Here is a 24,667-nt window from a genome sequence, read left to right on the forward strand (position 1 = left end):
CTGGCGGCGGATCGCCGCTGATGAACGGCCTCGAGATTTTTGACGTCGTCGAGCTCGCGCTGCTGCTGATCGCAACCGGCGCGCTCTCGGGATTTCTGGCCGGCGTGTTCGGCATCGGCGGCGGCGCGATTCTCGTGCCGGTGTTCTACGAATGCTTCCGCATCGCCGGCGTGCCGCTGGAGGTGCGCATGCCGCTCTGCGTCGGCACCTCGCTCGCCGTGATCATCCCGACCTCGATCCGCTCGTTCCAGGCGCACTACAAGCGCGGCGCGGTCGATATGACGATCCTGCGCGTCTGGTGGCTGCCGATCGCGATCGGCGTCGTCGCCGGCAGCATGGTCGCGCGCGTTGCGCCGGAACGGCTGTTCAAGATCGTGTTCGTCGCCGTCGCCTATTCCGCGTCGGCGCGGCTCATCCTTGCGCGCGAAGGCTGGACGTTCGGTGACGATCTGCCGAAGGGTCCGTTGATGCGCGTCTACGGCTTCTGCGTCGGCATTTTGTCGACGCTGATGGGCATCGGCGGCGGCCTGTTCTCGAACCTGCTGATGACCTTCTATAGCCGTCCGATCCACCAGGCGGTCGCGACCTCGTCAGCGCTCGCGGTGCTGATCTCGATCCCCGGCGCGCTCGGCTACATCTATGCCGGCTGGCCTGCGGCGACGACCTATCCCGCCGTCGCAGCGCTGCAAATCCCGTTCGCGCTCGGTTACGTCTCGCTGATCGGCGCCGTGCTGGTGATGCCGATGAGCCTCGTCACGGCGCCGTTCGGCGTCAGAGCCGCGCATGCGATGTCGAAACGGACGCTGGAGGCCGCGTTCGGGTGTTATTTGTTTATCGTGGGCAGCAGGTTTGTCATGAGCTTGGTAGGCGGACAGTGATGGCTTGAGGCGAAGTCCGCGCCACCCACTCCGCTGTCATCGCCCGCGAAGGCGGGCGATCCAGTATTCCAGAGACAGCAGTAATTGAGCCGAGAGGCCGCGGCGTACTGGATGCCCCGCCTGCCGCCTACGCTAAAGCTTCGGCGCCCCTGGACCTCTACCCCGGCGAAGCCTTGGCGTAGCCGGGTCGCGGGGCATGACAGCGTACTGCGTGATGACTCCTCGCAATGACGAGGCGAGATAACGTGCTCGATATCAACTCCAGCGTCGTCCTGGACAAGCTCGCGCAGCGAGCGCCGATCCAGGACCCATTACCCCAGGGAGTAGTTTGACGAAGACTCGTGGTTGCCAGCTTTGCGCTGCAACTTCTCCCTGGGGTAATGGGTCCTGGCTTTCGCCAGGACGACAGTGAGTGCGTGACGCGGTTTGGAGCTGCGCGACGTCTATTTCTTCGCGTAAATATCCTTGTACGTATCGCGCAGCACGTTCTTCTGCACCTTGCCCATCGTGTTGCGCGGCAGCTCGTCGACGACGAAGACGCGCTTGGGCATCTTGAATTTGGCGAGCCGGCCGTCGAGCGCCTTCAGCACCGAGGCTTCGCTGACGTCGGCGCCCTCGTTGCAGACCAGAACCGCGGTGACGCCCTCGCCGAAATCGGCGTGTGGCACGCCGATCACGGCGGATTCGACCACGCCCGGCATGGCGTCGATCTCGCTCTCGATCTCCTTGGGGTAGACGTTGAAGCCACCGGAGATCACGAGATCCTTACCGCGGCCGAGAATGTGGACGTAGCCCTTGTCGTCGATCTTGCCGAGGTCGCCGGTGATGAAGAAGCCGTCGGGCCGGAATTCAGACTTGGTCTTCTCCGGCATGCGCCAGTAGCCCTTGAATACGTTCGGGCCCTTCACCTCGATCATGCCGATTTCTTCGCGCGGCAGCTCCTTGCCGGTCTCGGGTTCGGTGACGCGCACCGAGACGCCGGGAAGGGGGAAGCCGACCGCGCCGGGCACGCGCTCGCCGTCGTAAGGGTTCGACGTGTTCATGTTGGTTTCGGTCATGCCGTAGCGCTCGAGCACGGCATGGCCCGTGCGCGCCGACCATTCGCGATGGGTGTCGGCGAGCAGCGGCGCCGAGCCCGAGATGAACAGCCGCATGTGTTTCGTGGTCTCGCGCGACAGGGCGGGGTTCTGCAGCAGGCGGGTGTAGAAGGTCGGCACGCCCATCAGCACCGTGGCGCGCGCCATCAGCTTGATGATCAGGTCCGGATCGAGCTTCGGCAGGAAGATCATCGACGCGCGGGCGAACAGCGTCACGTTGGTCGCCACGAACAGGCCGTGGGTGTGGTAGATCGGCAGCGCGTGGATCAGGACGTCCTTGTCGGTGAAGCGCCAGTAGCCGACGAGCGAGAGCGAGTTCGACGCGAGATTGTCGTGGGTGAGCATCGCGCCCTTGGAGCGGCCGGTCGTGCCCGAGGTGTAGAGGATCGCGGCGAGATCATCGCTCGTGCGCGAAACGGTCGTGAACTCGCTGCTCGCCTTGTCGGCGGCCTCCGTCAGCGAGCCCTTGCCGTCGGGCCCGAGCGTCTCGACCTTGGCCTTCACCTTGGCGGCGATCGGCGCGAGACCTTCCGCCTTGGCGGGATCGCAGACCACCAGCGACGGCTCGGCATCACCGATGAAGTAATCGAGCTCGTTCAGCGTATAGGCCGTGTTCAGCGGCAGATAGACCGCGCCGGCCCGCACCGTGGCGAGATAGAGCACGATATTGGCGACGGATTTCTCGACCTGCACCGCGACGCGGTCGCCGGGCTTCACGCCGCGGGCGACCAACACGTTCGCCATCTGCCCGGCGCGCGCGATCAGATCGCCATAGCTGATATGGGCGCCGTCATGCGTCTCGATTGCGAGGCGTTTGGGATCGTCCAGGCCGTCGAACAGACGGGAAAACAGGTTGGCGTTGGCAGCTTGGTTCATGCAAGATTTCCTGGACCGCAAGGCTTGTAGGACACGGCCGGTCAAAACCGAGGGCTGGATTAGCAAAAACCGCCCCGATGAAGCAACGGAGACAGTTTGCATGTCAAAAAATGGGAAACGCGTGGCCTGGGTGACGGGCGGCGGCAGCGGGATCGGGGAGGCCGGCGCCGAGGCGCTTGCGGCCGACGGCTGGACGGTGGTGGTGTCCGGTCGCCGCAAGGACGCCCTGGATACCGTGGTTGCCAAGATCACGGAGGCGGGTGGGGCTGCCGAGGCCATTGTACTCGACGTATCCGACGCCGCGCAGGCCCAGAAGGCGGCCGATCAGATCGTCGCCAAGCACGGCCGCATCGACCTGCTCGTGAACAATGCCGGCATCAATGTTCCCAAGCGCAGCTGGAAGGACATGGAACAGGAGGGCTGGGATAAGCTGGTCCAGGTCAATCTCAACGGTGTGCTCTATTGCATGCGCGCGGTCCTGCCGACGATGCGCAAGCAGCAGGACGGCTCGATCATCAACGTCTCGTCCTGGGCTGGCCGCCACGTCTCGAAGATGCCGGGCCCTGCCTACACCACTACCAAGCATGCGGTCCTGGCACTGACCCATTCCTTCAACATGGACGAATGCGTCAACGGCCTGCGCGCCTGCTGCCTGATGCCGGGCGAGGTGGCAACTCCGATCCTCAAACTGCGCCCGGTGGTGCCGAGTGAAGGGGAGCAGGCCAGGATGCTGCAGCCCGAGGACTTGGGGCGCACCATCGCTTTCATCGCCAGCATGCCGCCGCGCGTTTGCATCAACGAGCTGCTGATCAGCCCGACGCATAATCGCGGGTTCATCCAGACGCCACTGAGCAGGGATTGAGGGACGAAACTTTCCGACTCGTCGTCCTGGACAAGCGCAGCGAAGCGGAGCGCAGATCCAGGACCCATTACCCCAGGGAGCAGTTTGGCGAAGACTTGGAGTTGCCAGCGTCGCGCTGCAACTTCTCCCTGGGGTAATGGGTCCTGGCTTTCGCCAGGACGACGGTGGAAGCCCCCCACGAACATCCCCCCGCATAGTTTCACCCATCACAAAGAATTTTTCCCCGAAACCGCATCGCAAACCCTCCCGTAATTCGGTCCAACGACGGCGCTGCTGCTTCACGCCAAGAGGTCGCAAGCACCGTTGTTGCCCCAACTCAAGCACCGGCGAGTGCCGGTCTCAATTCAATCGGGAGACTCTCCATGTCGAAGCGCATTGCCTATCTCGCTGCCGCCGCCTTCAGCGCCCTCGCCATCACCGCGACCGTCGTCGCGCCTGTGCGTGCCGAGGAGAAGACCGTCATGGTCGGCGGCGCCGCGATGTTCCCGTCCAAGAACATCGTCCAGAACGCGGTCAACTCGAAGGATCACACCACGCTGGTGGCGGCGGTGAAGGCCGCGGGCCTGGTGCCGACGCTGGAAAGCAAGGGCCCGTTCACGGTGTTCGCGCCGACCAACGCCGCCTTCGGCAAGCTGCCGGCCGGCACCGTCGACAATTTGGTCAAGCCCGAGAACAAGGCGACGCTGACGAAGATCCTCACCTACCATGTCGTGCCCGGCAAGCTCGAGGCCTCCGACCTCACCGACGGCAAGAAGCTGAAGACCGCCGAGGGCGAGGAGCTGACGGTGAAGAAGATGGACGGCAAGACCTGGATCGTCGACGCCAAGGGCGGCACCTCGATGGTGACGATCACCAACGTCAACCAGTCGAACGGCGTCATCCATGTGGTCGACACCGTGCTGATGCCGGCGACGTAACACCGCGCACCCCTGTTTCATCCCCCGGACAGGGTGCTTTGAGACGGCGAGCCGGGGGTGCCCGGCTCGCTTTTTTGTGACCGCCATAGCCTGCGGGCATCGATTCGATGGCCGCAGGGGCGTAACGAAAGCTCACGCACCGGCGTATAATTGCTGTCACACGATCGCCAGGACGGAACCACCATGTCGAGCCTCACAGTCACCGACGAGCAGGTCAGCGCCACTCCGGCCAAAATGATCCAGCCGGCCTGGGTCCGCGTCATGCATTGGATCAACGCGCTCGCCATGATCCTGATGATCCTGTCGGGCTGGCAGATCTACAACGCCTCGCCGCTGTTCGGCTTCAGCTTCCCGCGCGAGTACACGCTCGGCGGCTGGCTCGGCGGCGGCCTGCTCTGGCACTTTGCGGCGATGTGGCTGTTGATGATCAACGGCCTCGCCTATCTCGTCACCGGCATCGCCACCGGCCGCTTCCGCAAGAAGCTGCTGCCGATCACGCCATCCGGCGTGCTCCACGACGTCAGGGCTGCCCTGACCTTCAAGCTCGGCCATGACGACCTCACCGTCTACAATTACGTGCAGCGGCTGCTCTATGCCGGCATCATCGTGGTCGGCGTGCTGATCGTGCTCTCCGGCCTCGGCATGTGGAAGCCGGTGCAGCTCTATTATCTCGTCATGCTGTTCGGCGACTATCCGACCGCGCGCTACGTGCACTTCTTCTGCATGGCCGCGATCTGCGCCTTCCTCGTCATTCATGTCCTGCTCGCGCTGCTGGTGCCGAAGAGCCTGCGCGCGATGATCATCGGGCGATAAGGGAGAATAGCTATGGCCAAGCGCTCATTCCTGATCCCCGGCGTCGACAAGCGGTTGCTCATCAAGGACGCCATCAAGACGATGCCGGATTTTACCCGTCGCCGCTTCATTGCGGGCGGCGCCAGCCTGGGGGCGCTGACGCTGCTGACCGGCTGCGACGTTGTGGACTCGTCCTCGGCCGATACGCTGCTGGCGCAGGTCTCGAAATTCAACGACGCGGTGCAGGCCTTCATCTTCAATCCGGACGCGCTGGCGCCGACCTTCCCCGAGAGCGCGATCACAAAACCGTTCCCGTTCAACGCTTATTACGATCTCGACGATGCGCCCGACGTCGACGGCAAAGACTGGAAGCTCGAAGTGCGCGGGCTCGTCGACAACAAGAAGTCCTGGACGCTGGACGAGCTCTACAAGCTGCCGCAGGTGACGCAGATCACCCGTCACATCTGCGTCGAGGGCTGGAGCGCGATCGGCAGCTGGACCGGCACGCCGCTCCGCGATTTCCTCAAGCTGATCGGCGCCGACACGCGCGCGAAATATGTCTGGTTCCAGTGCGCCGATAAGGACGGCTACAACTCGCCGCTCGACATGCGCAGCGCGCTGCATCCGCAGACGCAGATGACGTTCAAATACGCCAACGAAATTCTGCCACGCGCCTACGGCTTCCCGATGAAGATCCGCGTGCCGACAAAACTCGGCTTCAAGAACCCGAAATACGTGGTCTCGATGGAAGTCACCAACGACTACAAGGGCGGCTACTGGGAAGACCAGGGGTACAATTCGTTCAGTGGGAGCTGATTGAGGCAGTCATTCCGGGGCTCGCGAAGCGAGAACCCGGAATCTCGCGCCGCAATCTCTGGATTCCGGGTTCGCGCTACGCACGCCCCGGAATGACGGCTAGGCCTTCGGCCGCACCTTCCTTTGACACAGCGCCGCCACCGCCCCGAGCGCCAGCAGCGCCGCCGAGACATTGAGCGCGTAACTCAGGCTCCCCAGCGCATCCGTGATCGCGCCGACCACGATCGGCCCGAGCGTCTGGCCGACGCCGAACGAGATCGTCATCGCCGCGATCGCCGTTGGCCAAACCTCGGGCGGATAGTTGAAGCGCACGAAGGCGGTGGTCGAGCCGACCACGGCGAAGAAGGCGACGCCGAACACCACTGCCGACACCGCGAGCCAGGCCGGCGAATGTCCGAATATCGGCAGGGCCGCGCCAAGCGCGTTGGTGCCGAGGATAATCGCTGTGGCGAGACCGCCGCGGTCGAGCGCCAGCACGCCGCGCCAGGCCCAGGGCGTGACGAAGGCGGACAGGCCGATCAGGCTCCAGAACGCTGCCTGTGCCGCGGCGCCGCCGCCGCCGTCGCGCACATAGGCGATCATGAAGGTCATGTAGGCGATGTAGCCCGCGCCGAACAGGAAGTAGCCGGCCAGATAGATCAGTACGGGCAGAATCGCGAAGGCGGCGTGGCTGCCTTCCGAGAACCGCACCCGGCTCTCGATGCGGATCAGGAACAGCGGGATCGTCATCGCAACGGACAGCAGTGTCAGCGCCCACCACACCAGCCACCACGAGCCCGGCCCGAAATATTGCAGCGTGAACGGGGCGATCAGCCCGGAGGCGAGAATGCCGATGCCGGGGCCGGCATAGAACAGGCTGAGCAGGAAATTGGCCCGTTCGGGGCGCGACTGCGCGATCGCCGCGGCCAGCGCGCCGCCGGCGACGAAGCCGGCCGCAGCACCCAGGCCCAGCACGAGGCGGGCCAGGCTCAGCGCGACGAAATTGCCGGTCAGCGCGCAAGTTGCGAGCGCGGCGACGCAGGCGAGGGTTCCGCCGCGGATCGCGGCCGACCAGCCGACGCGCCGGATCAGCCGGGACGCCACCAGCGCGCCCACGAGGTAGCCGACGGCGTTGATCGTGTTCATGAAACCGGCCGCCGAGTAGGACCAGCCGAGATCCTCCCGCATGTCCGGCAGCACCAGCGCATAGGCAAAACGGCCGATGCCGAGCCCGACCGTCGCCGCCAGCGACAGGGTCAGGATCAGCCGCGCAGGATGTACATCTAGCTGGGGGCGATCAGGGGCGTGCAAGGGATACTCCGGCAGCCCGCACTGTGGCAGGCCCCGCCGGTCTTGCACAGCCGCGGCGCGGCAATGGTGTCTTGCCAAGCGCGCAACGCCGCTCTAGCACTCCGGCCGACCGTCATTCCGGGGCGCGCAAAGCGCGAGCCCGGAATCCATAACCACGATCGGGAGTATGGATTCCGGGCCCGCGCCTAAGAAGGCGCGTCCCGGAATGACGAGCTGTTATTGAGAGGAAACGACCATGGCGACCCACAAATTGCTGCTGCTCCCCGGCGACGGTATCGGCCCCGAGGTGATGGGCGAAGTGAAGCGGCTGATTGATTGGCTCAATTCGGCCGGGATCGCCAAGTTCGAGACCGACACCGGCCTCGTCGGCGGCTCCGCCTATGACGCCCACAAGGTGTCGATCTCCGAGGGCGACATGGCCAAGGCGCTTGCGGCCGATGCGATCATCTTCGGCGCCGTCGGCGGCCCGAAGTGGGACGCGGTGCCTTACGAGGTGCGCCCGGAAGCCGGCCTGCTGCGCCTGCGCAAGGATCTCGCTCTGTTCGCCAACCTCCGCCCCGCGGTGTGCTACCCGGCGCTGGCGGATGCCTCGAGCCTGAAGCGCGAGGCGGTCGAGGGCCTCGACATCGTCATCGTGCGCGAGCTCACCGGCGGCGTCTATTTCGGCGAGCCCAAGACCATCACCGATCTCGGCAACGGCCAGAAGCGCGCCATCGATACCCAGGTCTACGACACCTATGAGATCGAGCGCATCGGCCGCGTCGCCTTCGAGCTTGCCAGGAAGCGCAAGAACAAGGTGACGTCGATGGAGAAGCGCAACGTCATGAAGTCGGGCGTGCTCTGGAACGAGGTCATGACCCAGGTCCACAAGCGCGAATATCCCGACGTCACGCTCGAGCATCAGCTCGCCGATTCCGGCGGCATGATGCTGGTGAAATGGCCGAAGCAGTTCGACGTCATCGTCACCGACAATCTGTTCGGCGACATGCTGTCCGACATCGCGGCGATGCTGACCGGCTCGCTCGGCATGCTGCCCTCGGCCTCGCTCGGCGAGGTCGACGTCAAGACCAAGAAGCGCAAGGCGCTGTACGAACCGGTGCACGGCTCGGCGCCCGACATTGCCGGCAAGGGCCTCGCCAACCCGATCGCGATGATCTCGTCCTTCGGCATGGCGCTGCGCTACTCCTTCGACATGGGCGATCTCGCCGACAAGGTCGACGCCGCGATTGCCGCGGTGCTCGCCAGCGGCCTGCGCACCGCCGACATCAAGTCGGAAGGCACTACGGCCGCCTCGACCACGCAGATGGGCGAAGCGATCCTGAAGGAATTGCAGAAGCTGCACGCGTAGCGGTAAGCACCGCAATCGTAGCCCGGATGAGCGCAGCGATATCCGGGACCTTTGCATGCAGTGTTCCCGGGTATCGCTTCGCTCACCCGGGCTACGACATCATTGGAAACCGTCTCATGGATTCGCCCCGCCGCAAGATCGCGGAAACCATCATCCATGAAACGGTGCGCCGGCGCGAGGCGCAGATCGGGCGGCGTTGCGAAATCCTCGCCAACACCCGCATCGAATATGCCGCGCTCGGCGACTACTCCTATCTCGGCGAGAATTGCGACGTCGCCGATGCGGCCATCGGCAAGTTCACCGCGATCGCCAATTCGGTGCGGATCGGTGCGCCCAACCATCCGATGGGCCGTCCGTCCCAGCATCGCTTCACCTATGTCCCCGAATATTACGAGGCGGACGCGACGCGTGACCGCGACTTCTTCGCCGATCGCCGCGGCGACCGCGTCATCGTCGGCAATGATGTCTGGATCGGCCACGCCGCCATCCTGCTGCCGGGCGTGAAGGTCGGCGACGGCGCGGTGATCGCCGCAGGCGCAGTCGTCAGCCGCGATGTCGAGCCCTACACCATCGTCGGCGGCGTTCCCGCGCGCCCCATCCGCAAGCGCTTTGATGATTCCATCGCGGCAAGCCTGCGCCGCATCGCCTGGTGGGATTGGCCGGATGCGCTCATCTTCGAGCGCATGGCCGATTTCCGCTCGGAAGCGATCGAGGAATTTTGCCGGCGTTACGACCCGGCAGCCAATACATAAAGCGAACACATCGCAAAAACAAAAATGGCCGGGCGTGAGCCCGGCCATTTTGATTCGCTGCTGATCCGCTCAGTACAGCGGGAAATTCCGCGGATAGCCGCCGACGTCGGCCGGCGTGGAGAGCGGCTGGCGATCGATCGGCCGGTTGTTGTTCTCGCGTGCGAAGGTCGGATAGCCGATCTCCGGTGGGAAGGCGTAATCGGTGAACTTGCGGTCGCCCGGATTGACCTCGGTGCCGCCGTCGAGCCAGGAGCGCTTGCTCACATAGATGCGGGTGCGGCCCTGCTGATAGACCGCGTTGGGGCCGCTCGGGCCGTAATAGGGCCGGCCGCGATCGTCATAGCGCTTGGTCTTGGTGTCGGCCGCAGCCGGCGTCGCGAAGACCATGGCAATCGCGGCGCCCGCCGCAAGCAACGTCGCCAGTTTGTTCGCCGCAGAGAAATTCGAGCTCATCACGTCCCCTTCAGGCGGCAAGCCGCCAGTCGATTTCGCCCCATACTAGCCCGGCCGGGGCGGCTGCAACTAGGTCTATTGGGTCACACCAGGGCGGAATAATCGGGCGTGCCGGCAAAAGTTGCATGATTACCAGCCACTTGAGCTTGATGCAGATCCTTGATGCAGGTCAAAGCGCCCCGCGCAATTGCGCGTTCGCAGCGCCGAGCAGCCAGTCCGGCGATCCCTGGGGCTCGCAACCCCGGCGCTTGAGCTCGGCACGGGCGAACAATTCCGCCAGCTTCGGCTCGTTGCCGGAGGTGAGCAGCGTCAGCCGGTTCAGCGTGCAGGCGATTGCCGCGCGCCGGGCCGGCAGGGTGTCGCCCTGGCAGGAGAAGCCGGAGATCTGCAGCGCCGGCTCCTCGCTGCGCTTGAGGTAGAAGAGGCAGGCTGCCTTCGCCGTGCCGGTCGGCCGGAACAGGGCGACCGGACCGAATTTGGTGTCGATCAGGCCGGCCTGCTCGAGCGGAGTGTCCGCACCCAGCCCCATCTGGACCGTGAGGTCGGCCGCAGCCGGGCGCGCCACGTCGAATTCGCCGCCCTGCCGGTAGATCTCGAGCTGGGCCAGCGGCTTGTCCGCCTCGCTCGGCCAGCGCATCACGTCCTTGCGGCCGCCTTCGGGATGCCGGAGGATCGTGTAAGTGGCTGTTTTCTCAGCTGAATCGAGCCGGCTGAGGGCGAAGGCGGGATGCGAGCGGTCGGCGATGCTCCAGCCGGGCTTTGCGGCGGGCTCATCGTCGCGCAAGGAAGGCAGCTGGCCGAGGGCGGCGAGGCCCAGGATGGCAAAGAGAAGCAGCGCCCCCACATAGGCGAACAGGCGTGCCACCGTGCCGACCACCTCGTCGGCGAAGGCTGCGAGCGTCAGATGGATCTGGGTAGGGCTAACGGCCGTCCTGGCCTCAGGCGACTGCATCCACGGCCTTCGGGCATGGTCCAACGTTGTCTTGAGGCCGGTTCTCGCATAGAAGCGCTGCTCTTCCTGTTTAAGCGTCAGCTTCAGGAACGGGCTTTTTCATCGGAGAGTGAACGATGGGTTACAAAGTCGCAGTCGTCGGCGCGACCGGCAATGTCGGACGGGAAATGCTCAACATCCTCGATGAGCGCAAATTCCCCGCGGACGAGGTCGTGGCCCTGGCGTCACGCCGCAGCGTCGGCGTCGAGGTCTCCTATGGCGACCGCACCCTGAAGGTCAAAGCGCTCGAGCATTACGACTTCTCCGACGTCGACATCTGCCTGATGTCGGCGGGCGGCTCGGTGTCGAAGGAATGGTCGCCGCAGATCGGCGCCGCCGGCGCGGTCGTGATCGACAATTCCTCGGCCTGGCGCATGGACCCGGACGTGCCGCTGATCGTGCCGGAGGTGAACGCGGCCGCGACCGCAGGCTTCAAGAAGAAGAACATCATCGCCAATCCGAACTGCTCGACCGCGCAGCTCGTCGTCGCGCTGAAGCCGCTGCACGACAAGGCGACGATCAAGCGCGTCGTGGTCTCGACCTATCAATCGGTGTCGGGCGCCGGCAAGGACGCGATGGACGAATTGTTCTCGCAGACCAAGGCCGTCTACACCAATGACGAGCTGGTCGCGAAGAAGTTTCCGAAGCGCATCGCCTTCAACGTCATCCCCCACATCGACGTCTTCATGGAGGACGGCTACACCAAGGAAGAGTGGAAGATGATGGCGGAGACCAAGAAGATCCTTGATCCCAAGATCAAGCTCTCCGCGACCTGCGTCCGCGTGCCCGTGTTCGTCGGCCACTCCGAAGCCGTCAACATCGAGTTCGAGAATCCGATCAGCGCGGACGAAGCCCGCGAGATCCTGCGCAAGGCGCCCGGCTGCCTCGTCATCGACAAGCAGGAGCCCGGCGGCTACGCCACGCCGTATGAAGCGGCCGGCGAGGACGCCACCTATATCAGCCGCATCCGCGAGGACGCGACGGTGGAGAACGGCCTCGTGCTCTGGTGCGTGTCCGACAATTTGCGCAAGGGCGCAGCCCTCAACGCCATCCAGATCGCGGAAGTCCTGATCAACCGCAAGCTGATCACCGCGAAGAAGAAGGCGGCGTAGGCCTTCCTTCGGCCATCACAACCCTCTCGTCGTCCCGGACAAGCGCGCCCAAAGCGCGCGCAGATCCGGGACCCATAGTCACAGGCCCGCGTTGTTGCGCGAGCTGGCAACCACGAGTCTTTGCCAAACAACGTCCTGTGGTTATGGGTCCCGGATCTGCGCTCCGCTCTGGACAACGCTGCGCGTTGCCAAGAGCTCCGCTTGTCCGGGACGACGATCTCGTTTGATGCGGCAGTATACGAAACCGCTCAAGCCTCGCCGCGCGCGTTGCGAAATTCCTTCGCAACCTTGTCCAGCACGAACAGCGATCCCTCCGCGACGCCGAAATAGGCGCCGTGGGTCTGCATCTGGCCGGCATCCACGGCCTTGCGCACGAACGGGAACGTCATCAGGTTTTCAAGGCTGCGGAACACCGCGGCCTTCTCGATGCGCTCGACGAACTGCGCCATCGACTCGTGGTGGCGCTGCTCGACCACCTCGCCGGGCTTGATGAACATCTGCATCCATTTGCCGATGAAGTCGCCCGGCGTCAGCGGCTCGATCTTGTCGACGAAGGCGCGGATGCCGCCGCATTGCGCGTGGCCGAGCACGACGATGTGCTTCACCTTCAGCACCGTCACCGCATATTCCAGCGCGGCCGAGACACCATGCGCATTGCCGTCGGGTTGATACACCGGCACCAGGTTGGCGATGTTGCGCACGACGAACAGCTCGCCCGGACCAACATCGAAGATCACCTCGGGCGAGACGCGGCTGTCGCAGCAGCCGATCACCATCACTTCCGGCGACTGCCCCTTCACCGACAGCTCGCGGTAGCGGGTCTGCTCGGTCGGCAGCCGCTGGGTGGCGAAGGCCCTGTAGCCTTCCAGCAAATGCTCTGGGAATGTCGTCATGGCCTATGCCTAACCATAGAGCCCGGGAGCGAACAAGCCTTTCGAATGGGCAGGCCAAATGCTATCGGCATCGGTCAGAAGAGAGACGAGGAAACAGGAAGGAACGATCGCATGACCCGCCCGCGCCGCAGCCATCTGTTCATGCCCGGCTCCAACCCCCGCGCGCTGGAAAAGGCGCGGAATCTGGCCGCCGACGGCCTGATCCTGGACCTCGAGGATTCCGTTGCGCCCGATGCCAAGGCGGTGGCCCGCGACGGGATCGCCGCCGCGATCGCGGCCAAGGGGTTCGGCAAGCGCGAGGTCCTGATCCGGACCAACGGCCTCGATACGCCCTGGTGGGCCGATGACGTCGCGATGGCGGCCAAGGCCTCGCCCGACGGCATCCTGGTTCCAAAAGTTTCAAGCATCGAAGATCTCGACACCATCGGCCGCCGCCTCGCCGAGCTCGGTGCCGCGCCCACCGTCAAAGTCTGGGCCATGATCGAGACCGCGCGGGCCGTACTGCATGCCGAGGAGCTGGCCGCCGCCGGCCGCGATCCATCGAGCCGCCTGTCCGGTTTCGTGTTCGGTCCGAACGACATCTCGCGCGAGACGCGCATCCGGATGCTGCCCGGCCGCGCCGCGATGATTCCGATGATCACCCATTGCATCCTGGCGACGCGCGCTCATGGCCTCGAAATCCTCGACGGCCCCTACAGCGACATCGCCAATTCCGACGGCTTCGCCACCGAATGCGCGCAAGCGCGCGACCTCGGCTTCGACGGCAAGACGCTGATCCATCCCTCGCAGATCGACGCCTGCAACGCGATCTTTACCCCTCCCGAGGAGGAAGTCGCGCGCGCGCGAAAAATCATTGCGGCGTTCGAATTGCCGGAGAACGTCTCGCGCGGCGCGATCCGTCTGGATGGTGCGATGGTCGAGCGGCTCCACGCCGACATGGCGCGGCGCACGATCGAGATCGCGGATGCGATTGCGGCGATGGGGAAGGGCTGAGGCGTTAACTCTAAAAAGCGATATCCGCTTTTCCGCGCCACGAGGAAGCCTCCTGTCCGTCCAGGTGGAGGATCAAGCGGTCATCGCGCGTTCCCGGGACGGCGTATCGGTGGGACGCGGCGGCGCCAATTCCTGGCAATACATCCGATCGATCTTGCGCTGCATGAGCCCATAGCAATCGCATGCGATCCTCTCGAGCCGCGCCCGATGGATCTCGACAAACCCACGCCGCTCGGCGGGGACGGCGCCGGCCTCACGTAGCTTGCTCATCGTCAGGGTCACTGTCGGCCGCCGCACCCCAACCAATTGCGCCAGCGTCTCGTGCGTCACTGGAAGCAGGTCCTCGGGAACGCGGTCGTGAAGCTGCAGGAGCCACCGCGCCATGCGGCCGTCCACCCGGTGCAGTGCGTTGCAGGCGGCGACGTGCTGGAGCTGCAACAGCACGGCGCGGGCGTGGACCTGCACGACATTCCTGATGGCCGCACTTTGCGCATAGGCAGCGCGAAATCTGGCGGCGGAAATCAGCGATGCCGTGCCGGCTATGCGGGCAATCGCGGTCACGGATGAAGGCGACGGGCCGAGCACGGAGAACGAGGCCAAAGCGCCCTCCCGTCCCATCAAGGTGGTCGCGACCGTCTGCCCGTCCGGCATATCGAGCATGAAGGCGATTGCGCCGCTATGGGGAAAATAGACCGGGTCGAGCTCATCGCCCGATCGCACCAGGACGGCATCGGGTTCGAACGAGACCTTCTGGAGGTGGGGCGTGAGCAAACCGAGATCCGCCGGCGGCAATGCTGCCAATAGCCGATTCCCGATGCCCTTGCGCTGGGCGGTCACGATGTCGTCTTGCGGACGAGCACCCAATGACCGACGGTATCCATCTTCATTTGCCATGATTATCCGAAATACGAAATCCCCGAACGGCAATGATCCAAACAGAGCCAATAGTCGAGATCAAGCACGGATAATTGCGGTGAGCTTTCCCGCATCCTCGCCGCGCAAACAGTCATACTATTAACGCCCGGTGCCACCCGGGCGAGGTGCGCACAAGGTGGGAGCTCTCTGCTGTCCGCCGCCATCAGCGGTCCGGCAGATGGTCGGGTCTTTCTCGGTGACGGTAGCGCTGGCAAGATCGCGGCCGCACTATTCCTTGTGACCGCAGAGCGGGACAGAACCGCTCCATGTCGCGGCAACAGCAGCGGCTGCGCGCGTCCGGACAACAAATTTTCGATCAGCGGGGGCGCGACGTCGGCGCGGTCCAGCGATTCCAGCGTCGCGGCGTTGGCGCAGTAGCCGTGATAGTTCTCCGCGGCGGTGCCCTCAGCGAGATCGCGGTCGCATTCTCCCTTGTGATTGCAGAGCGAGCAGACCCGCTCCATGTCGCGCAGCAACAGCGGCTGTGCGCGTCCGAGCCCGGCCGATCGCCGGCGGGGCATTGACGCAAGCTGCAAGGTTTAGCTGCAATTTGATCCGCCTTCTTCCGGATGCGGCAATGTCTCGCCTCTAGCGTGCACGTCGCCGGAGACCGCACGCGTGCGCTCTATTCAAAAGACTTGATTCGGAAGTTTTGGAAAATATGCAGCCGCGCTTGAAATGGCTGGTCGTGATCGTGATCGCAATCGTGCCGGTGGCGGTCGCCGCGGGCGAGTTCATCTTCGATCTGCGGGCCCCGCGATCGGAGCTGCACCAGATGCACGCGATCACCACGACCCTGACGGTCCGGACTGCCGATTACAACGCTTTCGCAGCGGAGATGGAGAAGAAGTACGGACCGAACGCGGCGACGATCCTCGATCTCCAATCGTCCCGCATGACAACGAAGATCGACGGCAAGCTCGTCGAAGACAGGCGGGCGCCAAGCTGGTTTTCCGACGCGCGGGGATTCTTCCTGGTCGGACGAGAGGGTGCCGCGAGCACCTTTCCGTTCGCGATCGATCCTGCGAAGCCGCCGGAGTTCGGCCAGCAGGGAGGGTTGGGCGTCGGCTATCTGAAAACCCGCTGGGGAAACAGACTCCCCGCAAAATACCTCGATTTCGATGATCGCGACGTGGTGACGGATACCTGCGTGACGATCTCATCGTCCGACTTCGGATGGCCCGGCCAGCTCCATGTCCTCCGGAACGGCGCATTCTGCGTTCAATTCTGGAAGGGCAGCGCGCCCGGCTCGATGCTGATCGGGGTCGTGGTGGCCGACGGGGATCCCTGGATGCGGCCGTTCACGCGCCGGCTTTGCCGATGGCTGACGTCCAAGGCGATCGGCCGCGTCTCGGCGACCGACCGCGAGGCGCCGCCGGACTATGCTGCCTGCGTGCTTGTTGACCGCCCGGACCGCCCGGGCGTGTCCGCGAAGCTCCAGAGCTACGTCTACGAGGTCCGTCGCGACGCGACCCTGGCGGTGATCAACTGAGCTATTTCGGGGTCGCGCGCAAAGCGAAGTTCCCGGTCGCCGCGTAGCCTTCGGTCTGTCCGTTGGACTGACGATTGGCGTTCACGTTGACGTTGACGGATTCGAGCCTGCAGTTCTTCGTCAGAACCTGATCCGTCAGAGCGCATTCGCCGGCCGCCATCTCGTAGATCGATCGCCGCGCACGTTCCCTGAGCTTCACGGCTTCGTCGCTGTCGCCGGTCGGGCCAGGAAAGAACACGCTCACGCTGACCTGAACCCGGAGCGGCTCCTCGCGTCGTTCTTCCGCGGACAGGTTCGGCGAAGAAAGGCTTATGATTGATGCACTGATAACGCCGAGAAGAAATTTCGCCTGCCGCATGCCGCCGTCCTCCAGTGAACTCGCCTGAACCTTGTTGCGAACGCAGAACGGGAAATGCCCCGCATCGGCGCCTACATCTCTCGGTTGTGTCTGGCGAGCCGCTAACGTTCGGTAAACGGAAGTGCGAGTCAGGAAGAGAAAAGAATCGTCTCCCGTTCCTAGCGCGGCGCGAGATCGGCGCGATCGAGCGACTCCAGCGTTGCGGCATTGGCGCAATAGCCGTGATAGTTCTCCGCGGCGGTGCCCTCGGCGAGATCGCGGTCGCACTCTCCCTTGTGATTGCAGAGCGAGCAGGTCCGCTCCATGTCGCGCAGCAGCAGGGGCTGCGCCTGCCCGAGCCGCTCCGCGCTGATGCCGAGCTGCTGCAGCATCTTCGGGAGCTCGTCGGCGGCGTGCCTGCCGTGGCGGACCAGCTCTTCGAGATCATCAGGCGCGATTCTGAGATCGGCCGCGATCCGGTCGAAATCGGCGCGGTCGAGTTGCCGCATCTCGTTCATCTCGCGGCGATGCTTCAGCCAGTTCGCAAAGGTCTCGATGAGATCCTGAACGATGGGATAAGGCCTGCTTGCCGTGCTCATGCCAGGCTCCTCTTGGGGTCGTGGAATTGCAGCCAGATTAGGCACAATGGTGCAGGAGCGCGTTGCGCTGGATCAAATTGAGAATGGGTCGAGGAAACCCGTCTCGCGTCCCGGACGCGCTGCAGCGTGAACAACCACCGTCGTCGTCCCGGCGAAGGCCGGGACCCATACCGCGTGATCTATCGATTGCGAATGGTCGTGGTACCGAACGACGAGTCTTCGCCAAACTGCGTCCTGGGGTTATGGGTCCCGGCCTTCGCCGGGACGACGGCGGAGAATGGTCGCTCAGCCAAACCGCTCCGCCGCCCACGCATACAGGCTGCCCGGAATCGGCTTCTCGCCGCCGCGGCCTTTTGGCGAGATGTGCAGGCCGATGATCTCGGGGTTGGTGACGAGGCCGAGATAGCTCGAGGGGTCGAAGAACAATTTCGGCTCGGCATGTACGGCGTAGAACGACTGCTTCGGCAGTGCGCATTCCAATTCACCGGAACGGCGCGCGAGCGCGGTGAGCGCCGCGGGCCCGTAGATCGCGACGCGAATATCCGAGAGCCGGTTCGAGCCCCCGCGCAGGCGGCGCATCATGAAGGTGATGCGATGGCGCAGCGACAGCCAGTTCGGCGTCAGCTCCTCCTGCTCCATCAGCTCCTCGAACGCGCGCACGATGCCGTGCTCCGGCGGCAGGTAGATCACGGAATTGCCGAGCTGGCGCGGCCGCTCCCAGGCGAAGTAGGGTTTTGCCGGATCGATCTCGACCGGCCGCAAGAGCAGCACGTCGGCATCGAGCCAGAGGCCGAGGCCCTTCGCCATCAGCTTCATGCGGAAGAAGTCGCTGAACTGCAGCGTGGTCCAGTCGCGCCAGCTGCCGTCCGGCTGCGGCGGCCGCAACCGTTCCGAAAACGCATGCGGCAGGATCGCTTCGGCCTCGGCATTCTCGACGCCCGCGGGCAGGCCGGGAATGGTGTCGAAGCTGTAGACCGTGACCTTGTGCCCGGCAGCGAGCTGCGAGCGCAGACAGGTCTGGCGCAGTGCGTCCATCGGGCCATGCCAGAATGTGACGATCTCGGGCAGCATGGGTGCAGCTATACGGGGTAATCAGAACAAAGAAAAAGCCCCGGCACTGACAGCACCGGGGCTCGAAGCAAAGAGCGATCTCAGGCCCAGGCGCGTTCGCGCTTGAGCTTGTCTTCATAGGTGTCGATTGAGGCCTTCTTCTCCATCGTGAGACCGATGTCGTCGAGGCCGTTGATCAGGCAGTGCTTGCGGAACGGGTCGATCTCGAACTTGACCTTGCCGCCGTCGGGGCCGCGGATCTCCTGGTTCGGCAGGTCGATCGTCAGCGTCGCGTTGGCGCCGCGCTCGGCGTCGTCGAACAGCTTGTCGAGGTCTTCTTGGGCAACGCGGATCGGCAGAATGCCGTTCTTGAAGCAGTTGTTGTAGAAGATGTCGCCGAACGAGGTCGAGATCACGCAGCGGATGCCGAAATCGAGCAGCGCCCAGGGCGCGTGCTCGCGGCTCGAGCCGCAGCCGAAATTGTCGCCGGCGACCAGCACCTTCGCGTTGCGATAGGCGGGCTGGTTGAGGACGAAATCGGGGTTCTCGCTGCCGTCGTCCTTGTAGCGCTGCTCGGAGAAGAGCCCCTTGCCAAGGCCGGTGCGCTTGATGGTCTTGAGGTACTGCTTCGGAATGATCATGTCGGTGTCGACATTGATGATCTTCAGCGGCGCCGCGACGCCTTCCAGCGTGGTGAACTTGTCCATGGTTGCGCTTTCCCGCACGTGGTTCAGGGAACCGGCTATTTATCGCGATCGGGCCGGGAATCCTAGGCCGAAATCGGCAGATCTAGTCTGTTTAGCGGGTCTGGCGCGGCGTCGGAATTCCACCTCTCCCTTGGGAGAGGTCGGCGCGTAGCGCCGGGTGAGGGTTTACGGTGTCACTTGGGGCAGCGCCCCCTCACCCGATTTGCTGACGCAAATCGACCTCTCCCCGCTGGGGAGAGGTGAAGCAGTGCAGAGCTAGTCTGCCTTGGCCTCAATCGCGGCCATATCGTCGTCCGAGAGGCCGAAATGGTGGCCGATCTCGTGGATCAGGACGTGGCGGACGATATGGCCGAGGCTTTCGTCGTGTTCGGCCCAGTAATCCAGGATCGGGCGGCGATAGAGCCAGACCATGTTGGGCAGCCGCGCCACGTCGCCAAGGCTCTGCTGGGGCAGGCCGACGCCCTGGAACAGGCCGAGCAGGTCGAACTCGCTCTCGCATTCCATCTCGTCCAGGACCTCATCGGTCGGGAAGTCGTCGACGCGGAGGATCACGCCCTCGCACAGCTTGCGAAACTCCGCCGGCAGGCGCTCGAAGATGTCATGGGCCGTCGCTTCCATCTCGGCCAGCGAGGGCGCTTTCAATTCCGTCCACATGAGACCCTCATACCGCCTGTTCCGCGGCGATGCATCCGGCTTTATAGGATGGGACGTTGACGCCGCGCGCGAAAACGAGGAGCGTACGGCGCATCAAGGGGTTGGCAAGGGTCAGTGGTGACGTGATGCGGGCGGGAACAGCAGTACCGGTTCTACTGTGCATGGGGTTGTTTTCGACTTTTTTTGTTGGCGCAGAGGCCAATGCCCAGACGGCCGGGCCCGAGATCCGGCTGGCCCAGGCGGTCTCGCCCGATGATGTCCCTCCACCGCGCAGGCGGCCCCCGGCGCGCCTGCGGGTCACGCCCTATTACACCCCTGATGGCGTCTATCCGCGCTACAATCCCGGTCCCGATGCCGTCCGCGAATGCAACGTCGCCTATGTGCAGGAACACAGGCCCAGCGGCACGGTGATCACGCCGCATATGAGCTGCTACTGGCGCCGGGGCTGACGCGAGCAGCGCGGTGGCCTCGTGAGGGTCGTCATGGCGAGATGGATTGATCTAGTCGTTGCCGTCGCGCTTGCCGCCGGCCTGTCTCGCGCGTCCGCGGCATCAAGGGTGACGGTGCCCGAGGCCTCGGCGGGGATCGCGGTTTTCGATGCGCGACGACACGCGCGCCCCCATGACATCGTGCGGCCTGCGGCTCGCCATGATCCACGCTATTACGCGCGGCCCGTCACCTATCGTCCCTATCCCTACGGCGTGCCCGCACCCTTCGTGTTCGGCTACGGGCCGTGGTGGTGACGTCGTCACGCGACCTCAGCAATTTCATTCATTCATAGCGCGTTCACGTCGCTGTCCGTAATTAAATCGCGGGAGCAACTGCAAATGAACAGCGGCGGCGCGTGACGCGGCGCCGCAATGCCGCTGTCCACATTCAGGGAGAAGTCCATGCTGAGGAGTTTGGGTCTCAGGGCAAGCCCGATGCGCTTGCTCGGGATTGCGGCTGCCGCGACGCTGATGCTGACGGCTGGGACGGCGCATCGCGCTGAAGCGCTCACCTTGATCAATCCGGCGACGTCACCCGCGACGAAAGCTGCGGCCGACGACCTCGTCACGCAGGTCCGGCACGGCGGCGGCGGGCATGGTGGCGGCGGACATTTTCACGGCGGCGGTGGCTTCCGTGGTGGCGGCGGACATATCGGCGGCTTCCGCGGCGGCGGCTTTCATGGCGGCGGCTTCCGCGCCGCGCCGGCCTTTCACGGCGGAGGCATTCGCTACGGCGGCTATCACCGCCACTGGGGCTATCGCCCCCATTACGGCTATCGCCACTTCCACCGCCGCTATTATTACGGCGGCTACTATCCCTACTACCATTATCCGCGCCGCTGCCGGATCATCTGGACCTATTACGGCCCGCGCCGCATCTGCCGCTGGCACTATCCGTACCGCTATTGGTGATATGAACTAGCACCGTCATTCCGGGATGGCGCGCAAGCGCCAGACCCGGAATCTCGAGATTCTCAGGTGCGCAATTGCGCACCGTAGTTCGCCCTTCGGGCGCTCCGGAATGACGCTGTTGCTAAAGCCAATCCTTCAGCTTCCACGACGCCGACTTCCAGCGCATCAGCGTCTCGAGCTTCCACTGCCGAAACATCGCCGGCGGCCAGCGGCTGAGCTTCGAGGTCTCCTCGATCTCGGGCTTGGCGACGATGCGAAGCGGCGTCGCGCGCCGGCGGTGCTGGCGCGTCGCCTCGCTGATCAGATCGACATATTCAGGCTTGTTGGCCATGGGGCGTCCTCGCGAACCGTCGCGAGGACGCAGTGTCGTCGTGGGCGCTTAACGGCGGTTTGCCGCGATCGCTACAATTGCAGGAACCGGCTCAGCGCCAGTCCCGGACGTCGACGAAGTGACCCGCGATCGCGGCGGCCGCCGCCATCGCCGGCGACACCAGATGCGTGCGGCCCTTGAAACCCTGGCGGCCCTCGAAGTTGCGGTTCGAGGTCGAGGCGCAGCGCTCTTCCGGCTTCAGCTTGTCCGGGTTCATGGCGAGGCACATCGAGCAGCCCGGCTCGCGCCATTCGAAGCCGGCCTTGATGAAGATCTTGTCCAGACCTTCAGCCTCGGCCTGCTCCTTCACGATGCCGGAGCCCGGCACGACCATCGCGTTGACATTCGCTGAAACGGTCTTGCCTTCGGCAATCTTCGCTGCCGCGCGAAGATCCTCGATGCGGCCGTTGGTGCAGGAGCCGATGAAGACGCGATCGAGCTTGATGTCGGTGATCTTCGTGCCCGCGGTCAGGCCCATATATTTCAGCGCGCGATGCTTGGAGATGCGCTTGGCCTCGTCCGCGATCTTGTCGGGGTCGGGCACGATGCCGGTCACCGAGATCACGTCCTCAGGAGACGTGCCCCAGGTCACGATCGGCGGCAGTTTTGCAGCATCGAGGCGCAGCTCGTGGTCGAAATGCGCGCCTTCGTCGGAGCGCAGTTTTTCCCAATAGCGCATCGCAGCGTCCCAGGCCGCGCCCTTCGGCGACTTCGGGCGATCACGCAGGAAGTCGTAAGCCTTCTGGTCGGGCGCAACGAGGCCGGCGCGCGCGCCGCCTTCGATCGACATGTTGCAGACCGTCATGCGGCCTTCCATCGAGAGCGCGCGGATCGCGTCGCCCGCATATTCCAGCACGTAGCCGGTACCGCCCGCGGTGCCGATCTCGCCGATGATGGCGAGGATGATGTCCTTGCCCGTCACGCCCTCCGGCAACTTGCCGTCGACGGTGACACGCATGTTCTTGGCCTTCTTCTGGATCAGCGTCTGCGTCGCCAGCACGTGCTCGACCTCGGAGGTGCCGATGCCGTGCGCGAGCGCGCCGAACGCGCCGTGCGTCGAGGTGTGGCTGTCACCGCAGACGATGGTTGTGCCGGGCAGCGTAAAGCCCTGCTCGGGGCCGATGACGTGGACGATGCCCTGGCGCTTGTCGAACTCGTTGTAATATTCGATGCCGAATTCCTTGGCGTTCTCGGCCAGCGCCTTGATCTGCTCGATGCTCTCAGGATCGGGGTTCGGCTTGGTGCGGTCGGTGGTCGGCACGTTGTGGTCGACGACCGCAAGCGTCTTCTCGGGCGCGTGGACCTTGCGCCCCGTCGCGCGCAGGCCTTCGAACGCCTGCGGCGAGGTCACCTCGTGCACCAGATGGCGGTCGATATAGAGCAGGCAGGTGCCGTCGTCGGCTTCGTGCACCAGATGGTCGTTCCAGATCTTGTCGTACAGAGTGGTCGGCTTGGACATGAGCTTGAGCTCCGGGAATGTTGTGTAAGCGGATTGCGCGCCTCGCGCGCAGGCAACAAAATCGTCAGCGCAGCTTTTAGGCTGCGCGCGTAAGCTCTGACGTTGCCGAGGTCGCGAAGCGTCCGAAGAATCGTCCAGGCAGCCGCGAGCGATCGTCGATGACGATGCGCTGGACGGACGAGGGGCTGGTCAGATCTGGAAACATTCTAGAAGCTATATAGCAGGCCGAATTGGAAGCGCGAGAGGTTTGACGCGCACGGCTGACGCAACAAAAAAGCGCGGAGCCGAGCCCCGCGCTTTTGAAAAGCTTGCCTGGTGGCGAAGGCTTACTCGCCGACGGCAGCCTGACGGTCCTGCTTCTCGACGATGCGAGCCGACTTGCCGCGAAGGTTGCGGAGGTAATAGAGCTTGGCGCGACGCACCTTGCCGCGGCGCACCACCTTGATCGAGTCGATCATCGGGGAGAGCAGCGGGAACACGCGCTCGACGCCCTCGCCATAGGAGATCTTGCGGACGGTGAAGCTCTCGTTGAGGCCACCGCCGGAACGGCCGATGCAGACGCCCTCATAGGCCTGCACGCGGGTGCGGTCGCCTTCGACGACCTTCACGTTGACGATCACGGTGTCGCCGGGAGCGAATTCCGGGATCTCCTTAGTGGCGGAGAGCTTCTCGAACTGCTCTTTTTCAAGCTGTTGGATCAGGTTCATGGGGTAATCTCCATCGGCGCGCCCAGCCGCAGATCGGGGGCTGCGCGAAATTCGTCTATCCAGCTATTGCGGATGTGGCCGCTCCTATAAGGCAAGCCGGAGCGTTTGTCACCCGTCTGTCTTGTTTTTTGGCGTTTTTTGGCGTCCGGCCCGATTCGGGGCCTTGGGCGGGATTTGGGCCCATAAATCCGGCCGCCGGGCCGCCGTCAGCGCCTCGGATTCAGCCCGCCGCCAGGCCGCGACCTTGGCGTGGTCGCCGGAGGTCAGGATCTCAGGGATCGGAACCCCCTCGAACAGCTGGGGGCGGGTATATTGGGGGTATTCGAGCAAGCCGTCGGAAAAGCTCTCCTCGGTTCCCGAGGCCTCTTTGCCCATCACCCCCGGTAGCAGCCGGACGCAGGCGTCGATCAGGGCCAACGCTGCGATCTCGCCCCCGGAGAGCACGTAATCGCCGATCGAGACCTCCTCCAGGCCCCGAGCGTCGATCACGCGCTGGTCGATCCCCTCGAACCGCCCGCAGACGATCAGTGGACCGGGGCCCTGTGCAAGTTCGGTGACGCGGGCCTGGGTCAATGGCCGACCCCTGGGGCTCATCAGCAGGCGCGGCCGCTCAGGCCCGATCCCGGCGGCATCGATGGCGGCGGCCAAAACATCCGCCCGCAGCACCATGCCCGGCCCGCCGCCTGCGGGGGTGTCGTCGACGCTGCGGTGGCGGTCTGTGGCGGAGGCCCGGATGTCCCGCGCCTCGATCTCCCACAGTCCCGAGGCCAGCGCCCGGCCGGCCAGGCTCACGCCGAGCGGCCCCGGAAACATCTCCGGAAACAGCGTCAGCACCGTCGCGCGCCAGGGTGAGGGGTTGGTCATTCGATCTCAGTTCTCGTCGTCCCGGACAAGCGCGCCAAAAGCG

Annotated in this window: 28 protein-coding genes and 1 pseudogene; 13 read left to right on the forward strand and 16 right to left on the reverse strand. The window is 64.5% G+C overall.

Annotation, left to right across the window (positions count from 1 at the left end):
- The first annotated feature begins 20 nt into the window (after positions 1–20).
- Positions 21–878 (forward strand): sulfite exporter TauE/SafE family protein, encoded by an 858-nt coding sequence (locus JQ592_RS23930; protein WP_433996434.1) that lies wholly within the window; start codon positions 21–23, stop codon positions 876–878.
- A 443-nt stretch (positions 879–1,321) separates the two neighbouring features.
- Here the strand turns inward: JQ592_RS23930 and JQ592_RS23935 are convergent, their stop codons facing one another.
- Positions 1,322–2,851, reverse strand: coding sequence for a malonate--CoA ligase (locus tag JQ592_RS23935; protein WP_211405235.1), 1,530 nt, complete (start codon positions 2,849–2,851; stop codon positions 1,322–1,324).
- 100 nt (positions 2,852–2,951) lie between these two features.
- Between JQ592_RS23935 and JQ592_RS23940 the strand changes: the two genes are divergently transcribed.
- The 4 genes from JQ592_RS23940 to JQ592_RS23955 all read left to right on the forward strand — a co-directional run bounded on the left by JQ592_RS23940 (position 2,952) and on the right by JQ592_RS23955 (position 6,238).
- Entirely contained in the window at positions 2,952–3,713 is a 762-nt protein-coding gene (locus JQ592_RS23940) for an SDR family oxidoreductase (RefSeq protein WP_211405280.1), read from the forward strand.
- Positions 3,714–4,075: 362 nt separating this feature from the next.
- Positions 4,076–4,630 carry a fasciclin domain-containing protein gene (locus tag JQ592_RS23945; RefSeq protein WP_211405236.1) on the forward strand — a complete coding sequence of 185 codons (555 nt, stop codon included), beginning with the start codon at positions 4,076–4,078 and terminating at the stop codon, positions 4,628–4,630.
- Positions 4,631–4,813: 183 nt separating this feature from the next.
- Positions 4,814–5,443 carry a cytochrome b/b6 domain-containing protein gene (locus JQ592_RS23950; protein ID WP_211405237.1) on the forward strand — a complete coding sequence of 210 codons (630 nt, stop codon included), beginning with the start codon at positions 4,814–4,816 and terminating at the stop codon, positions 5,441–5,443.
- 12 nt (positions 5,444–5,455) lie between these two features.
- Positions 5,456–6,238, forward strand: a complete 783-nt coding sequence (locus tag JQ592_RS23955) for a molybdopterin-binding protein (protein ID WP_211405238.1) — start codon at positions 5,456–5,458, stop codon at positions 6,236–6,238.
- Positions 6,239–6,337: 99 nt separating this feature from the next.
- Here the strand turns inward: JQ592_RS23955 and JQ592_RS23960 are convergent, their stop codons facing one another.
- Positions 6,338–7,528, reverse strand: a complete 1,191-nt coding sequence (locus JQ592_RS23960; RefSeq protein ID WP_211405239.1) for a YbfB/YjiJ family MFS transporter — start codon at positions 7,526–7,528, stop codon at positions 6,338–6,340.
- A gap of 235 nt (positions 7,529–7,763) precedes the next feature.
- Here JQ592_RS23960 and leuB point away from each other — a divergent pair, with 235 nt between their 5' ends.
- The gene (gene leuB, locus JQ592_RS23965) at positions 7,764–8,876 is read left to right on the forward strand and encodes a 3-isopropylmalate dehydrogenase (protein WP_018645157.1); all 1,113 of its coding nucleotides are present in this window, start codon (positions 7,764–7,766) and stop codon (positions 8,874–8,876) included.
- Positions 8,877–8,992: 116 nt separating this feature from the next.
- Positions 8,993–9,628 (forward strand): DapH/DapD/GlmU-related protein, encoded by a 636-nt coding sequence (locus JQ592_RS23970; RefSeq protein ID WP_211405240.1) that lies wholly within the window; start codon positions 8,993–8,995, stop codon positions 9,626–9,628.
- 69 nt (positions 9,629–9,697) lie between these two features.
- Here JQ592_RS23970 and JQ592_RS23975 read toward each other — a convergent pair whose 3' ends face one another.
- Complete coding sequence (locus tag JQ592_RS23975; RefSeq protein ID WP_211405241.1) at positions 9,698–10,081, reverse strand: hypothetical protein; 384 nt, start codon at positions 10,079–10,081, stop codon at positions 9,698–9,700.
- Between the two features lie 169 nt (positions 10,082–10,250).
- Positions 10,251–11,033 carry a hypothetical protein gene (locus tag JQ592_RS23980; protein WP_211405242.1) on the reverse strand — a complete coding sequence of 261 codons (783 nt, stop codon included), beginning with the start codon at positions 11,031–11,033 and terminating at the stop codon, positions 10,251–10,253.
- Positions 11,034–11,149: 116 nt separating this feature from the next.
- Here JQ592_RS23980 and JQ592_RS23985 point away from each other — a divergent pair, with 116 nt between their 5' ends.
- Complete coding sequence (locus tag JQ592_RS23985; protein ID WP_211405243.1) at positions 11,150–12,184, forward strand: aspartate-semialdehyde dehydrogenase; 1,035 nt, start codon at positions 11,150–11,152, stop codon at positions 12,182–12,184.
- A 248-nt stretch (positions 12,185–12,432) separates the two neighbouring features.
- On the opposite strand, the gene JQ592_RS23990 is transcribed toward JQ592_RS23985, so the two are convergent.
- Positions 12,433–13,077 (reverse strand): carbonic anhydrase, encoded by a 645-nt coding sequence (locus JQ592_RS23990; protein ID WP_211405244.1) that lies wholly within the window; start codon positions 13,075–13,077, stop codon positions 12,433–12,435.
- A 111-nt stretch (positions 13,078–13,188) separates the two neighbouring features.
- On the opposite strand from JQ592_RS23990, the gene JQ592_RS23995 reads away from it, so the two are divergent.
- Positions 13,189–14,070 (forward strand): HpcH/HpaI aldolase/citrate lyase family protein, encoded by an 882-nt coding sequence (locus JQ592_RS23995; RefSeq protein WP_211405245.1) that lies wholly within the window; start codon positions 13,189–13,191, stop codon positions 14,068–14,070.
- A 72-nt stretch (positions 14,071–14,142) separates the two neighbouring features.
- On the opposite strand, the gene JQ592_RS24000 is transcribed toward JQ592_RS23995, so the two are convergent.
- A complete protein-coding gene (locus JQ592_RS24000; RefSeq protein WP_211405246.1) occupies positions 14,143–14,907 on the reverse strand; it encodes a Crp/Fnr family transcriptional regulator in 765 nt (254 codons plus the stop codon).
- A gap of 401 nt (positions 14,908–15,308) precedes the next feature.
- Positions 15,309–15,485, reverse strand: a pseudogene (locus JQ592_RS38345) (DUF6455 family protein); the annotation flags it as partial.
- A 161-nt stretch (positions 15,486–15,646) separates the two neighbouring features.
- Between JQ592_RS38345 and JQ592_RS24005 the strand changes: the two are divergent.
- A complete protein-coding gene (locus JQ592_RS24005; protein ID WP_211405247.1) occupies positions 15,647–16,477 on the forward strand; it encodes a hypothetical protein in 831 nt (276 codons plus the stop codon).
- A 1-nt stretch (position 16,478) separates the two neighbouring features.
- On the opposite strand, the gene JQ592_RS24010 is transcribed toward JQ592_RS24005, so the two are convergent.
- From JQ592_RS24010 to JQ592_RS24030, 5 genes are all read right to left on the reverse strand, one after another.
- Complete coding sequence (locus JQ592_RS24010; protein ID WP_211405248.1) at positions 16,479–16,835, reverse strand: hypothetical protein; 357 nt, start codon at positions 16,833–16,835, stop codon at positions 16,479–16,481.
- 158 nt (positions 16,836–16,993) lie between these two features.
- On the reverse strand, positions 16,994–17,413 hold the full coding sequence (locus tag JQ592_RS24015; protein ID WP_211405249.1) for a DUF6455 family protein: 420 nt from the start codon (positions 17,411–17,413) through the stop codon (positions 16,994–16,996).
- 285 nt (positions 17,414–17,698) lie between these two features.
- Entirely contained in the window at positions 17,699–18,484 is a 786-nt protein-coding gene (locus tag JQ592_RS24020; RefSeq protein WP_211405250.1) for a hypothetical protein, read from the reverse strand.
- Positions 18,485–18,564: 80 nt separating this feature from the next.
- A complete protein-coding gene (gene leuD, locus JQ592_RS24025) occupies positions 18,565–19,170 on the reverse strand; it encodes a 3-isopropylmalate dehydratase small subunit (RefSeq protein WP_018459795.1) in 606 nt (201 codons plus the stop codon).
- Positions 19,171–19,425: 255 nt separating this feature from the next.
- Complete coding sequence (locus JQ592_RS24030; protein ID WP_211405251.1) at positions 19,426–19,824, reverse strand: metallopeptidase family protein; 399 nt, start codon at positions 19,822–19,824, stop codon at positions 19,426–19,428.
- A 161-nt stretch (positions 19,825–19,985) separates the two neighbouring features.
- Here JQ592_RS24030 and JQ592_RS24035 point away from each other — a divergent pair, with 161 nt between their 5' ends.
- The 3 genes from JQ592_RS24035 to JQ592_RS24045 all read left to right on the forward strand — a co-directional run bounded on the left by JQ592_RS24035 (position 19,986) and on the right by JQ592_RS24045 (position 21,224).
- Positions 19,986–20,273: a hypothetical protein gene (locus tag JQ592_RS24035; RefSeq protein WP_211405281.1), complete on the forward strand. Its 288-nt coding sequence runs from the start codon at positions 19,986–19,988 to the stop codon at positions 20,271–20,273.
- Between the two features lie 33 nt (positions 20,274–20,306).
- Positions 20,307–20,567, forward strand: coding sequence for a hypothetical protein (locus JQ592_RS24040; RefSeq protein WP_211405252.1), 261 nt, complete (start codon positions 20,307–20,309; stop codon positions 20,565–20,567).
- A gap of 147 nt (positions 20,568–20,714) precedes the next feature.
- Positions 20,715–21,224 carry a hypothetical protein gene (locus JQ592_RS24045; RefSeq protein ID WP_211405253.1) on the forward strand — a complete coding sequence of 170 codons (510 nt, stop codon included), beginning with the start codon at positions 20,715–20,717 and terminating at the stop codon, positions 21,222–21,224.
- A 121-nt stretch (positions 21,225–21,345) separates the two neighbouring features.
- Here the strand turns inward: JQ592_RS24045 and JQ592_RS24050 are convergent, their stop codons facing one another.
- The 4 genes from JQ592_RS24050 to trmD all read right to left on the reverse strand — a co-directional run bounded on the left by JQ592_RS24050 (position 21,346) and on the right by trmD (position 24,624).
- Positions 21,346–21,555, reverse strand: coding sequence for a hypothetical protein (locus JQ592_RS24050; protein ID WP_211405254.1), 210 nt, complete (start codon positions 21,553–21,555; stop codon positions 21,346–21,348).
- Between the two features lie 91 nt (positions 21,556–21,646).
- Entirely contained in the window at positions 21,647–23,053 is a 1,407-nt protein-coding gene (leuC, locus tag JQ592_RS24055; protein ID WP_211405255.1) for a 3-isopropylmalate dehydratase large subunit, read from the reverse strand.
- Between the two features lie 326 nt (positions 23,054–23,379).
- A complete protein-coding gene (gene rplS / locus JQ592_RS24060) occupies positions 23,380–23,760 on the reverse strand; it encodes a 50S ribosomal protein L19 (protein WP_018643929.1) in 381 nt (126 codons plus the stop codon).
- Positions 23,761–23,868: 108 nt separating this feature from the next.
- Positions 23,869–24,624 carry a tRNA (guanosine(37)-N1)-methyltransferase TrmD gene (trmD, locus tag JQ592_RS24065; RefSeq protein ID WP_211405256.1) on the reverse strand — a complete coding sequence of 252 codons (756 nt, stop codon included), beginning with the start codon at positions 24,622–24,624 and terminating at the stop codon, positions 23,869–23,871.
- Between the last annotated feature and the right edge of the window lie 43 nt (positions 24,625–24,667).

Source organism: Bradyrhizobium iriomotense, assembly GCF_018129405.1.
In the GTDB taxonomy this organism is placed as follows: Bacteria; Pseudomonadota; Alphaproteobacteria; order Rhizobiales; family Xanthobacteraceae; genus Bradyrhizobium; species Bradyrhizobium iriomotense_B.

Coding starts and splice junctions, on each gene's coding strand:
- JQ592_RS23930 (WP_433996434.1), top strand. CDS start 21: ATGAACGGCCTCGAGATTTTTGACGTCGTCGAGCTCGCGCTGCTGCTG.
- JQ592_RS23935 (WP_211405235.1), bottom strand. CDS start 2,851: ATGAACCAAGCTGCCAACGCCAACCTGTTTTCCCGTCTGTTCGACGGC.
- JQ592_RS23940 (WP_211405280.1), top strand. CDS start 2,952: ATGTCAAAAAATGGGAAACGCGTGGCCTGGGTGACGGGCGGCGGCAGC.
- JQ592_RS23945 (WP_211405236.1), top strand. CDS start 4,076: ATGTCGAAGCGCATTGCCTATCTCGCTGCCGCCGCCTTCAGCGCCCTC.
- JQ592_RS23950 (WP_211405237.1), top strand. CDS start 4,814: ATGTCGAGCCTCACAGTCACCGACGAGCAGGTCAGCGCCACTCCGGCC.
- JQ592_RS23955 (WP_211405238.1), top strand. CDS start 5,456: ATGGCCAAGCGCTCATTCCTGATCCCCGGCGTCGACAAGCGGTTGCTC.
- leuB (WP_018645157.1), top strand. CDS start 7,764: ATGGCGACCCACAAATTGCTGCTGCTCCCCGGCGACGGTATCGGCCCC.
- JQ592_RS23970 (WP_211405240.1), top strand. CDS start 8,993: ATGGATTCGCCCCGCCGCAAGATCGCGGAAACCATCATCCATGAAACG.
- JQ592_RS23975 (WP_211405241.1), bottom strand. CDS start 10,081: ATGAGCTCGAATTTCTCTGCGGCGAACAAACTGGCGACGTTGCTTGCG.
- JQ592_RS23980 (WP_211405242.1), bottom strand. CDS start 11,033: ATGCAGTCGCCTGAGGCCAGGACGGCCGTTAGCCCTACCCAGATCCAT.
- JQ592_RS23985 (WP_211405243.1), top strand. CDS start 11,150: ATGGGTTACAAAGTCGCAGTCGTCGGCGCGACCGGCAATGTCGGACGG.
- JQ592_RS23990 (WP_211405244.1), bottom strand. CDS start 13,077: ATGACGACATTCCCAGAGCATTTGCTGGAAGGCTACAGGGCCTTCGCC.
- JQ592_RS23995 (WP_211405245.1), top strand. CDS start 13,189: ATGACCCGCCCGCGCCGCAGCCATCTGTTCATGCCCGGCTCCAACCCC.
- JQ592_RS24005 (WP_211405247.1), top strand. CDS start 15,647: ATGCAGCCGCGCTTGAAATGGCTGGTCGTGATCGTGATCGCAATCGTG.
- JQ592_RS24010 (WP_211405248.1), bottom strand. CDS start 16,835: ATGCGGCAGGCGAAATTTCTTCTCGGCGTTATCAGTGCATCAATCATA.
- JQ592_RS24015 (WP_211405249.1), bottom strand. CDS start 17,413: ATGAGCACGGCAAGCAGGCCTTATCCCATCGTTCAGGATCTCATCGAG.
- JQ592_RS24020 (WP_211405250.1), bottom strand. CDS start 18,484: ATGCTGCCCGAGATCGTCACATTCTGGCATGGCCCGATGGACGCACTG.
- leuD (WP_018459795.1), bottom strand. CDS start 19,170: ATGGACAAGTTCACCACGCTGGAAGGCGTCGCGGCGCCGCTGAAGATC.
- JQ592_RS24030 (WP_211405251.1), bottom strand. CDS start 19,824: ATGTGGACGGAATTGAAAGCGCCCTCGCTGGCCGAGATGGAAGCGACG.
- JQ592_RS24035 (WP_211405281.1), top strand. CDS start 19,986: ATGGGGTTGTTTTCGACTTTTTTTGTTGGCGCAGAGGCCAATGCCCAG.
- JQ592_RS24040 (WP_211405252.1), top strand. CDS start 20,307: ATGGCGAGATGGATTGATCTAGTCGTTGCCGTCGCGCTTGCCGCCGGC.
- JQ592_RS24045 (WP_211405253.1), top strand. CDS start 20,715: ATGCTGAGGAGTTTGGGTCTCAGGGCAAGCCCGATGCGCTTGCTCGGG.
- JQ592_RS24050 (WP_211405254.1), bottom strand. CDS start 21,555: ATGGCCAACAAGCCTGAATATGTCGATCTGATCAGCGAGGCGACGCGC.
- leuC (WP_211405255.1), bottom strand. CDS start 23,053: ATGTCCAAGCCGACCACTCTGTACGACAAGATCTGGAACGACCATCTG.
- rplS (WP_018643929.1), bottom strand. CDS start 23,760: ATGAACCTGATCCAACAGCTTGAAAAAGAGCAGTTCGAGAAGCTCTCC.
- trmD (WP_211405256.1), bottom strand. CDS start 24,624: ATGACCAACCCCTCACCCTGGCGCGCGACGGTGCTGACGCTGTTTCCG.